General features: G+C 31.8%; 11 protein-coding genes and 3 pseudogenes. 13 read left to right on the top strand and 1 reads right to left on the bottom strand.

Annotation, left to right across the window (positions count from 1 at the left end; all coding sequences use genetic code 11):
- Nucleotides 1–16 precede the first annotated feature (16 nt).
- From FYJ33_RS11770 to FYJ33_RS11790, 5 genes and pseudogenes are all read left to right on the top strand, one after another.
- Nucleotides 17–1,228 carry an iron-containing alcohol dehydrogenase gene (locus FYJ33_RS11770; protein ID WP_154531920.1) on the top strand — a complete coding sequence of 404 codons (1,212 nt, stop codon included), beginning with the start codon at nucleotides 17–19 and terminating at the stop codon, nucleotides 1,226–1,228.
- Nucleotides 1,229–1,540: 312 nt separating this feature from the next.
- Nucleotides 1,541–2,134, top strand: coding sequence for an SMI1/KNR4 family protein (locus FYJ33_RS11775; RefSeq protein ID WP_154531921.1), 594 nt, complete (start codon nucleotides 1,541–1,543; stop codon nucleotides 2,132–2,134).
- Nucleotides 2,135–2,446: 312 nt separating this feature from the next.
- Entirely contained in the window at nucleotides 2,447–4,207 is a 1,761-nt protein-coding gene (locus FYJ33_RS11780) for a 1-deoxy-D-xylulose-5-phosphate synthase (RefSeq protein WP_154531922.1), read from the top strand.
- A 140-nt stretch (nucleotides 4,208–4,347) separates the two neighbouring features.
- The gene (locus FYJ33_RS11785) at nucleotides 4,348–4,485 is read left to right on the top strand and encodes a hypothetical protein (RefSeq protein ID WP_206046684.1); all 138 of its coding nucleotides are present in this window, start codon (nucleotides 4,348–4,350) and stop codon (nucleotides 4,483–4,485) included.
- 14 nt (nucleotides 4,486–4,499) lie between these two features.
- Nucleotides 4,500–4,922, top strand: a pseudogene (locus FYJ33_RS11790) (AAA family ATPase); the annotation flags it as partial.
- Between the two features lie 293 nt (nucleotides 4,923–5,215).
- On the opposite strand, the gene FYJ33_RS11795 reads toward FYJ33_RS11790, so the two are convergent.
- A complete protein-coding gene (locus FYJ33_RS11795; RefSeq protein WP_154531924.1) occupies nucleotides 5,216–5,413 on the bottom strand; it encodes a hypothetical protein in 198 nt (65 codons plus the stop codon).
- Between the two features lie 190 nt (nucleotides 5,414–5,603).
- Here FYJ33_RS11795 and FYJ33_RS11800 point away from each other — a divergent pair, with 190 nt between their 5' ends.
- From FYJ33_RS11800 to FYJ33_RS11835, 8 genes and pseudogenes are all read left to right on the top strand, one after another.
- Nucleotides 5,604–8,258, top strand: coding sequence for a J domain-containing protein (locus tag FYJ33_RS11800; protein ID WP_154531925.1), 2,655 nt, complete (start codon nucleotides 5,604–5,606; stop codon nucleotides 8,256–8,258).
- 130 nt (nucleotides 8,259–8,388) lie between these two features.
- Nucleotides 8,389–9,003, top strand: a complete 615-nt coding sequence (locus FYJ33_RS11805) for a phospholipase D-like domain-containing protein (RefSeq protein ID WP_154531926.1) — start codon at nucleotides 8,389–8,391, stop codon at nucleotides 9,001–9,003.
- A gap of 238 nt (nucleotides 9,004–9,241) precedes the next feature.
- Nucleotides 9,242–10,237, top strand: a complete 996-nt coding sequence (locus FYJ33_RS11810) for a hypothetical protein (protein WP_154531927.1) — start codon at nucleotides 9,242–9,244, stop codon at nucleotides 10,235–10,237.
- A gap of 361 nt (nucleotides 10,238–10,598) precedes the next feature.
- Nucleotides 10,599–11,255, top strand: a complete 657-nt coding sequence (locus FYJ33_RS11815; protein WP_154531928.1) for a GNAT family N-acetyltransferase — start codon at nucleotides 10,599–10,601, stop codon at nucleotides 11,253–11,255.
- A 48-nt stretch (nucleotides 11,256–11,303) separates the two neighbouring features.
- A complete protein-coding gene (locus FYJ33_RS11820; protein ID WP_154531929.1) occupies nucleotides 11,304–11,678 on the top strand; it encodes a hypothetical protein in 375 nt (124 codons plus the stop codon).
- 256 nt (nucleotides 11,679–11,934) lie between these two features.
- A complete protein-coding gene (locus FYJ33_RS11825) occupies nucleotides 11,935–12,564 on the top strand; it encodes a CatB-related O-acetyltransferase (RefSeq protein ID WP_154531930.1) in 630 nt (209 codons plus the stop codon).
- 287 nt (nucleotides 12,565–12,851) lie between these two features.
- Nucleotides 12,852–13,097: pseudogene (locus tag FYJ33_RS16065) on the top strand (MATE family efflux transporter); the annotation flags it as partial.
- Between the two features lie 443 nt (nucleotides 13,098–13,540).
- A pseudogene (locus FYJ33_RS11835) lies at nucleotides 13,541–13,981 on the top strand (transposase); the annotation flags it as partial.
- Nucleotides 13,982–14,323 lie beyond the last annotated feature (342 nt).

Genomic DNA, 14,323 nt, shown 5'->3' on the forward strand with positions numbered 1-14,323 from the left:
AAAAGGAGATGGCAAGTTGGTATCACAGACAAAAAAGTTTCAATATAGATTAGTGCAGGTATTATTTAAGCAGGGATTAAAGTTTGTAAAGTTTAAGGAGCCATATTTATTAAATGGTTCAGGTTCTTTAAATAAGCTTCCAAATAAAATGAGAGAAATGGATGTTAGACATCCTTTAATTGTAGCCAGTGGTACTATATATAGATCAGGTGCTTTAGATAAGTTTCTTAAACTTCTTACAGAAAATAATATGAAGTATACAATATACAGCAGTGTTAAACCTAATCCAACTATTGATAATATTGAAGAATGTTTAAGCTATTATAAAGAAAATAATTGCGATGCCGTAGTTTCTATTGGTGGAGGTTCACCTATGGACTGCTCAAAGGTAGTGGCTGCTCTTGCTAATGGTAAAAATACATCAGTAAGAAAGCTTAGGGGATATATGAAGGTTAAAGGAACTCTGCCAAAGCTGTTCTTGTGTCCTACAACTGCAGGAAGTGGCTCAGAAACTACAGTGGCAGCAGTTATCACTGATTCAAAGACTCATGAAAAATATGCTGTAAGTGATCCGAAGTTCATACCAGACGTGGAAGTTCTTGATGCTGATCTTACATTAAATCTTCCACAGCATACTACAGCTTCAACAGGAATGGATGCACTTACACATGCTATAGAAGCTTATGTGGGAAGAAGTGGAACTAAATATACAGATGAATTAAGCCTTAAGGCAATAAAGATGATATTTGAAAATCTTGAAACTGCTTATAATGATGGTCATAACATAAAAGCACGTGAAAATATGTTACTTGCATCAAATTATGCAGGCAAAGCATTTACTAGAGCTTTTGTTGGATATGTTCATGCAATTGCTCATGCACTAGGTGGATTATACAATGTACCACATGGACTGGCAAATGCTATCATCCTTCCTTATGTACTTCAGTTTTATGGTGAAAGTATCTATGATAAGATGGCTACAGTTGCTGTTTATTGTGGAATGGGAAAAGATAGTGAAGACAAAAAATCATTATATGATAAAGTGATTAAAAAGATAAATGATATGAATGGTAATATGAATATTCCAAGCACAGTAAAGGAACTTAAAGAAGAGGATTTCGATGAGATAATCAAGCGTGTGCTTAAAGAAGCAAATCCAGCGTATCCTGTGCCAAAGATAATGGGATATGAAGAATGCAGAGAGATACTTGAAAAGCTGAAGATTTAAATATAAACAGACCTGTAAAAGTTATGATGACTTTTATGGGGCTGTTTCTTATTACTAGAGTTTTAGAATTTAGACTTTTACAACATAAAATATTAATAAACTTTAATGATAGCGGTGAGGTGTTAACAATGCAATGATCTTGAGTATTTAAGAAGCTTAATTTCTCTTCTTGATGAAGCTACTTCAGCTTTAGATTTAGAATCTGAGGCTAAGATTCAAAAGGCTATAAATAACCTTATGGTAGGTAAAATAAATTGTTTATATCATAATATGTATAATAGGATATATTTAATATTGTGTAGGTGAGTAAAGATGAATAATGATAATAAGAAATTTATATATACATGTTTTGAAACACTTATTAAGAAAAATCCTGAGATTTTAAGGATTAAAGAAGGGCAAGATGTGCCAGAAGATATGATGTCTGATAATGGTACATGGAAGTTAGTTGAGTCTCAGGTTACAGATGAGCAAATCAGAGCATTGGAGGATGAATTCAAGATAAAGATTCCACAAGTATTTAAGAATTATTTATCCTCATATTATTATTTATTCGATGAACTTAATGGCACAATTGATAATTTTTATGGTGAATTTGACAAAAAAGTCATTATGTATATTCCAAAGCAGCCTTCAGATGCTCCTTTAAAAGGATATGCAGATTTATTTAGAGGTTTATCAGAACTAATAGATTTTGGATACATACCTATTGGTGATTTTTATGGCTGGGGTCCAATATGTTTTGATACTTTAAATAATAATAAGATTGTATGGCTTGATCATGATGAGTATTATGACTGCAAAAGCAGAGAGGAATTAGATGAATTAGCAGAGGTACTGTTTAATAATTTTGAAGAATGTATAGAGTGCTTTTTCTGTGGTAAAGTGCATAACTGCGATTTATAGAAGATTCGATTTTACATATTATTACCTCACAATTAAATCGAAATTAAAGTTTTAATTTACAGTATAAGTTACAACTTTCATATTAAATATACTATATTTGTAAAATAATTATATAAAATGGTTAATATCATAATGATGATAAGCATAATTTATAGTGTATGAGCAAAATTTTTGCTTATTTAAGCATAGTGTAAGAAATGTTGCTGAATGGTAAAGAAAAGAGCCAAGCGAGAATATAACTTATTGTTTGGACAAATAATAAATTTAGTTAATATAGTATTATGCAAAAAGAGTATGTGAGGAGAGTTGTAGATGTATTTTGAAAAAATAGATTCGCTAAATGATTTAAAAAAGTTATCAATTGAACAATTAAAAATATTGGCTGATGAAATGCGAGAAGTTCTGCTTCTGAAATTAAGTTCACATGGCGGGCATATTGGACCTAATCTTGGTACTGTAGAACTTATAATTGCAATGCATTATGTTTTTAACTCTCCAATAGACCAATTTGTTTTTGATGTTTCTCACCAGAGTTATGTTCATAAAATGCTTACTGGCAGAAAGCAGTCTTTTCTTGAAGCAAGGCATTATGATGATGTTTCGGGTTTTACTAATCCTGATGAAAGTGAGCATGACTTGTTTTGCATTGGTCATACATCAACATCAATAAGTCTTGCTTGTGGTCTTATGAAGGCAAGGGATTTAAGACAAGAAAAGAATAATATTGTAGCTGTAATTGGCGATGGTTCTTTAAGTGGTGGTGAAGCATATGAGGGCATGAATAATGTGGTTGAAGTCGGAACTAATATGATTGTTATTGTTAATGATAATGAAATGTCTATTGCTGAAAATCATGGTGGTATTTATCAGAATTTAAAGCTGCTTAGAGACTCAAAGGGAAAGGCTGAATGTAACTTTTTTGAAGCATTGGGTTTTGAGTACTTTTATATAGAAAATGGTCATGATATGAATGAGCTTGTTACTACTCTGAAGAAGGTAAAGGATGTGGAGCATCCAGTTGTTGTCCATGTTCACACAATAAAGGGTAAGGGATTTAAGTTTGCAGAGGAAAATAAGGAAATGTATCATGCAGGTCCCCCTTTTGACAGAAAGAGTGGCAAATATATTTATCCACTTGATAATCCGGAAAGTTATCCAGCAGTGACTGCTGCTTTTCTTATGGAACAAATCAAGAAGAATCCCAAGGTTGCAGTACTTAATTCAGGAACTCCTGGAGGTTTTGGCATGAATGCAGAATGGAGAAAGGAAGCTGGCAGCCAGTATATTGATGTGGGCATAGCTGAAGAACATGCTGTTGCCATGGCTTCAGGTATGGCAAAGAACGGAGTAGTTCCAGTGCTTAATGTTTACAGCACATTTCTTCAGAGAGCATATGACCAGCTTTCTCAGGATTTATGTATAAATGAAAATCCAGCAGTAATCCTTGTTTATCTTGCTTCAGTTTATGGCATGAATGATAAGACACATGTTGGCATATTTGATATTGTAATGCTGGGCAATATGCCTAATATTGTATACCTGGCACCAACATGCGTTGAAGAGCACTTTGCAATGCTTAAGTGGGCAATGACCCAGAGAGAGCATCCAGTAGCAATTCGTGTGCCAGCAAAAGAATTTATATCAAGCGGCAAGGAAGATACTACTGATTACAATAAACTCAACAAATTTGCCGTCACAAGACATGGCAGAGATGTAGCCATAATTGCACTTGGCGATTTTTATACTATAGGCAGAGATGTTGCAGACAAACTTAAAGCAGAGTGTAACATGGATGTGACTTTAATCAATCCCAAGTTCATATCAGGATTAGATACTGCTCTTCTTGATAGTCTAAAAAAAGACCACAAACTAGTTGTAACACTGGAAGATGGAGTACTTGAAGGCGGCTTCGGACAAAAGATAGCCTCCTACTATGGCACATCAGACATGAAAGTCAAGAACTACGGCATCAAGAATTCCTTCCCAGATAGATATAACGTGGAAGAACTGCTCATAGAAAATGGCATCACAGTGGAGAAAATAGCGGAGGATATGGAGAAGATAATTGGATAAAGAGCGGAAAAATAAACCTCCTACAGGGTAATGCTTGTAGGAGGTTTTTAATTATAGACTTTAGTCTGTTGAGCACCGAAGTGTGCTCAACATAAAACTACCTGCTATGAGGATGGGCTAACAAAGGTGATGCTAAGATCATGGAGGATGATGAAGTTCGTAAGCACTTTATTGAAGAAATGTGCGATGTTATGATGTATTTTAATGACGTTATGCTTTGCTATGATATTAAGCCTAAAGAATTTATAGATATTTATCTCATTATAGAAAAGATATGATAGAGATGAGGATTATGAATCATAAACCACTGCCGATTGGAATAGATAATTTTGAGACAATTATAAGTGATGATTATTATTTTGTTGATAAGTCGCTGCTTATAAGAGAGCTTATAGATAATAAAGCTGCAGTAAATTTATTTACACGACCAATAAGGTTTGGAAAGACGCTTAATATCAGCATGATTAAGTATTTCTTTGAAGATGAACGTGACTGGTATGATGGCACAAAGAAGGATAATTCTTATCTTTTTCAAGGTTTAAAGATAATGAATGCTGGAGAAGAGTATATTTCTAAGATGGGAAAATATCCTGTTATTAATCTTTCATTAAAATCAGCAAAACAGGGAAATTTTGAGTTAGCATTGCACTGCTTAAAGGAAGAGATATCAAATGAATTTAAAAGGCATCAGTATATTTTAAAAGATGAAAGATTAGCAAAGTAAGTCTTTGCAGATGCTCCTGCAGCTTCTCTTTCACTAATGAAAACTCTATTGCAGTCAGGATTCCACCATCCATACCATGCTCCACGTGTACAATCTTTAATAGCGTTTTTTAAGATGACATTTTGTTTTATTAATTTACCATCGGCAATTTCTCCACAGCATATATCAGCGGTATTACCATTTTTATTGGCATATATTATTTTAGTAATTTTACTTGTTGGATTTGTTGAATGGGAATCATTAACGATATAATAGTCTCCTGGAATCCCTTCAATATTAACAGTTTACTTAATGTTTAAAATTTTATCTAGTATTTCCTCCATTTCTTCATCAGACAAATCATATTCTTCTTGTTCACCTTTAAGATTTTCATATATTTCAGCAACATCTTCTGAATCCATTTTATATAAATCATTGCCATTTTTAATGCCATATTCATCGTTTAATATTTTTATAATAGATTGCTCTGCAAGTTTGTCCATAAAAACTACCACCTTTTATAAAAGTATTTATTTATTGTTTATTATAGCCTAAAAACTTATAATATGATAAAATGGAGGAAATTTTAAAATTGATAAATAATATGGAAATATTACCTATGATTAAGAAAGATTGTATACATAAAGTATTTATTAATAATTTTAAAATAAGAAAATAAGGGGAAAGAAATAGATGAATAAATGGGCTATTTTAGGGATAAAACCTACAAATGATAAAGATAAATTAAAAGAAGCATATTTTGATAAACTTTCAGTTGTAAATCCTGAAGATGATGAAGAAGGATTCAAGCAGCTTAGAAATGCGTATGAATCATTGCTTAAGGACATTGATAATCAAGATGAACTGGACAATCAGTGTGAAGATGATAATCAACTATCATTATGGCTTAAAAAAGTTGATTATGTATATAGCCGCTTCTCTCAGAGAATTTCATGTGATGATTGGGAGCAGCTTTTAAAAGATGATATATGCTTTTGTCTTGATACAAAGGAAGATGCCAGTATGGCACTCCTAGAGTATCTAATGGATCATTGCTTTATGCCTCAAAAGATATGGGTTCTTCTAAATCAGCACTTTGGCTGGATGGATAATAAGCAGGATTTGTATGAAGAATTTCCAGAAGAAGGTTTCATTGATTATGTTGAACATAGGATAGAATATGCAGATAGCTTGAATTATGAGTTATTCTCTGAAATAGATGATAGCAATGATTATGATGAATGGATCAGACTTTACTATCAGATCAGCAGAGAATTAAGGGAAAATAAAACAGAACAAATAGAAAAAGATTTTGCTATGATGCAGTCATTAAACATAAAGCATCCATATCAGGCTATACTTAATATTAAATATCTCGTTCTGCAGTCTAAATTAGATGAAGCAGCAACAATAGCTGAAAATCTGATACAAAGATATTCAGATGAGCCTGGCGTTATTTATGCTATGGCTAAAGTCAGATTACATCAGGAAAATTATAATGAAGCTCTTAAGTATTATAAGATGATGCTTGATATTACACCTGATAATTATAATTGTTTACGTGATATTGCTGATTGTAAGCTTAGCCTTGGAGATTACGAGGAAGCTAAGAAGATTTATCATGATTTGATTGATAGAAATAACTATGACAAGTATGTAAGAGGTCAGCTTGAAAAAGTAAATGATAAAATAATTCAGCTTATGAAAGGAGACTTTGATAAAAGCAATTCAGATAAAATGCTGAAGTTAGGCTGGTGCCTATATGAGAACGGCAGATATGATGAAATTTTAGATTTAGTTAAAAGCGTAGATAAAGAAGATGAAGCTAGATTCTATAACTTACTTGGCAGGACTTATAAAGAGTTAAATAGATACAGCGAAGCTTTAGAATATTACAAGAAGTGCTGTTATATCCTGGAGAATGAAGATAAGCAGGGCAGACATTTACCATATATATATGGAGAGATTGGCAAAATGTATGCTGCTTTAGAAGAGTATGAAAAAGCTATAGAATATTGTGATAAAGCTTTAGATATGAATCATGAGGATATTGCTGCATTAGACTTAAAAGCATGTGCACTTGCTAAAATGGAGCAATATAAAGAGAGCCTTAAATATTTTGATAAATGTATTGATATAAATGACAAATATTTTGAGGTTTTATTACATAGAAGTAATCTACTGTCTGAACTGGGTTATGATGCAGATGCTTTAAGTGATGCTGAAAAGGCAGAGGAGCTGGAGCCACGTTTTTCTGAGTGCTATGTAATGCAGATGAAGCTTTATTGTGAACATGAGCAGTTTGATGATGCTCTTGAAGTTTATCATAGAGCGGAAGAATATGATGCAGTTACTGATAAAACAAAGCTGTATAGAGCAAAAGCAGTCTTTGGTAAACGAAAAAATAAAAAGGCAAAAACAATTCTTAATGAAATCTTGAATAATATTGAGGAGAACGGTGATACATGTAAGATATTAGCTGAAGTATATGGTGAACTGGCTCTTGTATATTCAAAGTTACAAAAAAGTGAACAAGCAGATGAATATATCAACAAGGCAATAGAGATAGCACCTGAAAATCCTCATTTATATAATAAGGCTGGAATTATATTTGATAACAAGAGAAAATGGGAGACTGCAATAGAATATTATAAGAAGGCTATTGAAATAATGGGTGACAGAGCGCGTGCTGAATTCTTTACTAATATAGCATTAAGTTTTATTAAATTAAAGCAGTATGATGAAGCGATTAATTATTATGGCCAGGCTATAGAGCTATATCCCCATAATTCTGAGCTATACGTTAAGAAAGCCCGTGCACATGAACTTATCAAACAGTATGATGAAGCTATGGAGTTATATGAAGAATGTCTGGAGTTTGATGATTATAATAAAGATTACATAAATCATAAATTAGAAGAACTATATGAAATTAAGAATAAAGAACTTCAGCATTTCTTTTATGAATATAGAAATGCAGCCAGAGAATGTGAACATGATGGAAATAAGGAAAAAGCAGCACAGTTATATAAGATGGCACTTGATATTTGTGACAAGATAACAAACAAGGATGCATCTCAGTATACTGAAATGGCTGAGTGCTGCAGAGCTTTAGGGGATCTTGAAAAGGTCATTTTCTATTGCAATATGTGTAAGGAGCATATGTGCTGTAAATCTAAAGAATGTTTTGATTCTTTATATGTACTAGCTGGTGCCTATGAAGATAAAAAGGACTACGAAAATGCATTAGAATGTTATTACAGAATCATTGAAAGTGAAGGCTCTGATGATGACAGCGAAAAAGCAATAAAGAGAATTAAGAAAACCATGATGAAGAAAAATTCATAAGAGTAAAAAGTAAATTAATCATTAACAAGATAGAGCTGTACGAATTTGTACAAGCTCTTTTTTGTGTTATCAAGTCTATTTCACCATTTCTTCTAATATAGTTTAATAATCAATTTTTTAAGGATATACTATGAAATTCTTAATTAATCTTTTTGCTAAATATCTTCCGACAAAAGATACATGTATCTTGGAGCTTAGGAGAAAAATAAAAGATCTTACACAGGAGAATGAGGAGCTGAAGGTAGAGGTGACTATACTGAGAAAAGAAGGTCATCTTAACATTGATCTTTATGATGATAATATTGAGGATAAGATAATTGAGCATTTACAAAAAGCTCAAAAAGAAATATGCATTGCTATGGCCTGGCTTACTTCAGTAAAAATTATCAGAACATTAAGCTTGTTAAGAGATAAGGGAATAAACATAAAAATTATTGTCGATAAGAATAGAAATAATAATTATGTCAGAAATTATAACCCGGGAAATATATTGAAAACTGTCAGTTTAACTAATAAAAGCAAGTATCCAAGCTTCATGCATAATAAATACTGCATTATAGATAATTCTGTCGTAATTGATGGCTCATATAACTGGACAAGGAATGCAAAATATAATCTTGAACACATCATTGTAATTAAGGAGGCAAGTATAGCAGAAATGTATCGAGAAAGCTTTGATAAGATTTTCAATAATCCAAAATATTTTGCTAATTATTTAATTGAAGAAAATGCGATAAATTTTTAGAATATTTTAAAGTGTTAATGAATATAAATATTATGGCGCATAAATACTGTGGCAGAGCTTAAGGAAAAAATCATGGAAGGATTATCTGTAAAAAGTTATGAAAAGAAAAATGAATGATGTTGAAGATAAATCCGATAGCCAGATACAATTAGACAGCTTTGGGGTATGGTATAAGTCTGCACAGAATGCATTAAGCCAATGCAATGAAAAGTAGTCTGCATTTGAACTGCATATTAATTTGTGGTCAAAATTAAAAGTTGATGGTATTAAGAATAATAAAACTTTTCTTGATATAGGAATCAAGATTAAAGAATACAAAAATATCAGTGAACTAATTTTTCTTTGTCCATTTAAACTTGATAGTGATGATATACAAGATTTATCAGGAAAATTGCAGAATAAAAAGAATGTGGATTTGATTTTTAACAATAATTGTGGATTATGGACCAGTGACCGGTATTGGATTATCAGTAATGATACCAGCAATAATCTTAAAGAGGATCTGCTTATTTTCTCCTTTTATCAGTCCGTTGATGATGTGATTAGAATTGAAGAAGTCGTTAAAGGCAAGAGCTCAAAGCTTGTTATTAATTTTTCATTATTTAAGAAATATATAGAATCATTAAGCTGTAATGATGAAAATCAATGCATCAATAGATTAAAAAATGTTAATGATGTTTATTTAAGGTTCAGGATAGCTTCACATCAATTAAATAAAAGTATTTTCAGTAACCTTGAGCCAATGAATAAATATTTTCAGAGTGGATTTACAAGTATACAGATTCTTGATTTTAAGATGAATTCTAAAAGAAGTATTGATGACAGGATATTAGCAAAAGCTGTGGGCAATGATGAGAATTTTGCTTCATTTGATAAAATACACTTTCTTCTTATGGAGCCATCAAATAATAATGTTATATTTATGTCTGAAAATAATACAACCTGCAGAAATCTTGAAGAGGGCAAATGGGATAATTATTTAGACTGCACAGGTGTAGGTGATACTTTAGTTTATCACTGGAAAAAGTCTGTTGTGAAAAACAGCAGCTGTCAGGAAAATAATAAGCCTATTCAGGAGTTTGATTTGCTTGTGAAGATTAATTATTCAAAAACTAATCGCAAGATTATTTTACGATATATTGTTTATGGCTTTTTAGTAGGAATAGTAGGTTCATATGTCACACAGTGGGCTAGAAAATTAATTGATTATCTTTTAAATTTAATATTTAAATAATAAATTATACTTAGAATTTTTATGAATAGCTTTCGTATAGTAGTCTAAAACTACTATATGGAAGTTTTTTGATGTCTGGGAAATTGCGTTAAAAAAGGTGGAATCTTAATGCGGTAAAGCATTGAAAACAAAGGATTTGTAGGTCGATATAAAAAATGGTATAATGCAATTTCATCCTTTAGTAATCTGAGGGTTGCAAGACATATGAAGAAACGACTTGGATAGACCGCAGGGAACGAGGTCGGCTTCGTAATATGTTTTGTAACCCTTCCAATATTATGAATATTTTTGTTTGCAGATGGTAACAATAAAAAAATAAGCTGTATACAATATATTAAGTATTGAAAGGAGGAATTGATAAATGACTATTGTCAACAAATTTAAAATAGAAGCACTTTCCAATCTTGATATTGTTGATTGCAGCATAATAAGTCAAACAATTTATCAATTCTTAAAGATGCTTAATTTCGAATATCCTGGATTTAAAATGTGGTATTGGAGTTTATTTTCATCTAAAGGCAGTCTGAAGAATGAAAGAGAAATTCTTTTCTGCAGGAATAATAACGAAATTATAGCTGTCTCAATATTAAAATATTCACAAGATGAAAAAAAGATATGTACTTTTAGAGTTAAAAAGTCGTATCAGGGACAAGGAATAGGACATTTGTTGATGGAAGAAAGTTTTGAATATTTAAATACAGATAAGCCTCTTATTACTTTACATAAAACTAAAGAATATGAGTTTAGGAGTCTGTTTAAGTATTATAATTTTGAAAAACAGCAAAGTCTTAAAGGATATTATAGCTTCTTTTCTACAGAACTGTGTTATAACGGAGTTCTGCCTGAAAAAAGAATAATTATGCCAGGAAGTTTTGATGTTAAAGGGATAAAAAGATCCCTTGAGAAATTCGTAAGAGAGCATATGAATAGATTCGACAATCTTGATGTTCTTCTTGAGAATTTTGTTACAAATTATTTTAGAGAAAATAGAGCAGTTGATTACTGTCATTATGTATAATAAAGCTGTTGGATTCAATAGCTTTATTTTTTTGAAAGGATAATTTTTATGAGTAGAAGTATTATTTTGCCAATTAAGCCTGAGTATACAGAGAAGATTCTTAAAGGAACTAAAAAATATGAATTCAGGAAAAGAGCATGCAGGGAAAAGATAGATAAGATATATATATATGAGACTGCACCAGTAAAGAAAGTTGTGGCAGAAGTTTCTGTGGATGAGATTATTAAAGGCAGTCCTCAATATATATGGAATATCTGTAGTAAGTATGGCGGTATAAATAAGCAGAAATATGACCAGTATTTTAATGATTCACCTAACGCTGCAGCATATAAGCTTGGCTGTGTTAAGAAATATGAAAAGCCAAAAGAACTAAGTGATTTCGGTGTTGATTATGTTCCGCAATCATTTGTTTATGTAGTATAGATATATTCTTAATATCTTCAGTCAGTAAAAGATGATTGAAGATTTTCCTAATATAGAGGTTGTGTACAATATATAGAAAGTTTGACATTAACCAATGCTAAACTGATAAAATCGCAAATGAGTTGTATATGGATTTTATTATATAAATGTTATAATAAAAGTATTGATAAAGAGAGGTGGTTTTTGTGAAGCTTTGCATTGCACTAACTGGAATAGTTTAAGTAATGATTTTGTTTATAATTTAGGAGGATTTAAAATGACTATTCCAGAGAAAAAGATATACCCACGTAGTAACGATAAGGAAACAGTATATTTAAAAAATGTAATTAAGAATCCAAGCATAAGTGTTGGTGATTATACAATATACAACGATTTTGTTAATGATCCAGTAAATTTTGAGAAGAATAATGTTCTATATCATTATCCAATAAATCATGATAAACTTATCATCGGAAAGTTTTGCTCAATAGCCTGTGGAGCACGTTTCATCTTTAACTGTGCAAACCATACGTTGAATTCATTATCAACATACACTTTTCCTTTATTTTTTGAAGAGTGGGATTTGAATGTAAAAGATATATCATCAGCCTGGGACAACAAAGGTGACATAACTATTGGAAATGATGTGTGGATTGGCTATGAAGCAGTCATCATGTCAGGCGTTACTATTGGTGATGGAGCAATTATTGGAACTCGTGCGCTTGTAACAAAAGATGTACCTCCATATACAATTGTAGGAGGGGTTCCTGCTAAACCTATTAGAAAGCGTTTTGATGATAAGACTATAGAAAAGCTCCTGCAGATTAAATGGTGGGACTGGCCAAAAGAAAAGATAGAAAAGAATATTAAAGCAATACAGTCAGGATGTATAGAAGAGCTTAGATAAAAAATCCCCATGAAGGCTACATGTTTTCATGGGGATTTTTTTCATCTTTCATTTTTTATCTGTTCCAGAGTAAAACCAGCACTTTATTAGTTTATTTTACCATATTATCATGATGTGGAAGGTGCTGAACTAAAAAAGTTTGCTTAGTAGGCGGTAGGAGTCGTTTATTCTTTTATGAGCATTGTACAGGCTTTTTGATTTTTATATGGACATGGTTCTGGCAATTATATGTCTAAGGTGCTTGGAGAGAAAAAGAGAAATGAAGCAGAGAACATGGCGAGTCTGGGATTGGTTTTCTCATTATGTACTGGATTTATAATTGCTGTGCTTACTTTTGTTTTGCAGATCAGGCTGCTGTGCTTTTAGGTGGTAATGATATTATAAAAAATGACATCGTATCATATCTGAGAATGATAGCTCTTGGTATTCCATTTATTATGGCTGGTCTTACAATTAACAATCAGTTCCGTTTCCAGGGGAATGCTCTTTATGGCATGATGGGTATAGTTTTAGGTGGAGTTTTAAATATCATTCTTGATCCTGTATTCATTTTTGTCTTTAATCTTGGAGTCATGGGAGCAGGTCTTTCTACATCATTAAGCCAGTTTATAAGCTTTATATTTCTTTATTATCTTGAAAATGGTGACGATAAACCAGAAGATACATTATATAAAGCAATAAAGCATAACTGTATGCACATGCAGGAAAACAGGGCTATGTGGCTTGATGAACCTGACATTATGGAAATCTTAAACCGCAGGAAGTCAGAACAGGTTAACAGCGAAAGAGCAAAGTTTAAAAGTGTCATCGAAAAGATGAACGATTACTGGATTAAGAACAAGATAATCATGTCTATGGATAAGGACAAACTAGTATCACTGTTCCTGATAGCAAAGACTATGTACATCAACAAGGAGTGTTGCAGCAATGACGATGATTTTGACGAAATCTTTGAAGATTTTATAGTTAACTGTATAAGGAAGTTAAAGAGTTCAGGTTTTCTAAGGGGGAATTCTTCCAATTTTGCAATTCTGAAACTGTATCAAGAAATGGTAAGTATAACAATAAACAACGATATATCTGTAAATCTTGTAAAAAGACTCTCACTGACTTCACCAACTCTGCAACGTATAAGAGCAGAAAATCACTGGATAAATGGCTCAAATATGCGAAGTGTATGCTAAATGGGTATTCCATTAGAAAAAGTGCAAAAGTAGTTGATATAAATATAGCGACAAGTTTCTATTGGAGACATAAAATTCTTAACTGTATAAGTACCTTCTTGGGTGTAGGCTCAGTTGATGGGGTTATCGAAGCAGATGAAGTATTCTTTGCTGAGAGTTTTAAAGGGACAAAGCCTTCTAAAATGCCAAGGAAAACGCATAAGAGAGGGAAACAGGTTAAGAAAAGAGGTATTTTTATACAAAGGTAATTGACTTCAAAGAAAGACAACCGATATATGTATAATTAATACATTCACATAATAAACAAGAATTAATTCACAACTTTCTTAAAAAGCGACTTAAATGGTGAATTTTCATTCACCATTTAAATTTGCATGACATTTCAACACTGTTTTAAAACATAGCCAAATATTTTAATTATGAAAGTTTGAATTAAGCACAACAAAATATGGAGCTAGAATATAAATAGTACAAGTTAAAAGTGGATATTTCTCAAAAAGAGTTATAATAAAAATATGATGAATTGGAGGAATTGAAATGAGTAAACAGTATGATAAGGAATTTAAGGAAAATGC

Origin of the sequence: Inconstantimicrobium porci (genome assembly GCF_009696465.1) — a bacterium.
GTDB classification, from domain to species: domain Bacteria; phylum Bacillota; class Clostridia; order Clostridiales; family Clostridiaceae; genus Inconstantimicrobium; species Inconstantimicrobium porci.

What these genes read in the sequence shown, in the direction of transcription:
- FYJ33_RS11775 (WP_154531921.1), top strand. Translation starts at nt 1,541, where the DNA reads ATGAATAATGATAATAAGAAATTTATATATACATGTTTTGAAACACTT.
- FYJ33_RS11780 (WP_154531922.1), top strand. Translation starts at nt 2,447, where the DNA reads ATGTATTTTGAAAAAATAGATTCGCTAAATGATTTAAAAAAGTTATCA.
- FYJ33_RS11785 (WP_206046684.1), top strand. Translation starts at nt 4,348, where the DNA reads ATGGAGGATGATGAAGTTCGTAAGCACTTTATTGAAGAAATGTGCGAT.
- FYJ33_RS11795 (WP_154531924.1), bottom strand. Translation starts at nt 5,413, where the DNA reads ATGGACAAACTTGCAGAGCAATCTATTATAAAAATATTAAACGATGAA.
- FYJ33_RS11800 (WP_154531925.1), top strand. Translation starts at nt 5,604, where the DNA reads ATGAATAAATGGGCTATTTTAGGGATAAAACCTACAAATGATAAAGAT.
- FYJ33_RS11805 (WP_154531926.1), top strand. Translation starts at nt 8,389, where the DNA reads ATGAAATTCTTAATTAATCTTTTTGCTAAATATCTTCCGACAAAAGAT.
- FYJ33_RS11815 (WP_154531928.1), top strand. Translation starts at nt 10,599, where the DNA reads ATGACTATTGTCAACAAATTTAAAATAGAAGCACTTTCCAATCTTGAT.
- FYJ33_RS11820 (WP_154531929.1), top strand. Translation starts at nt 11,304, where the DNA reads ATGAGTAGAAGTATTATTTTGCCAATTAAGCCTGAGTATACAGAGAAG.
- FYJ33_RS11825 (WP_154531930.1), top strand. Translation starts at nt 11,935, where the DNA reads ATGACTATTCCAGAGAAAAAGATATACCCACGTAGTAACGATAAGGAA.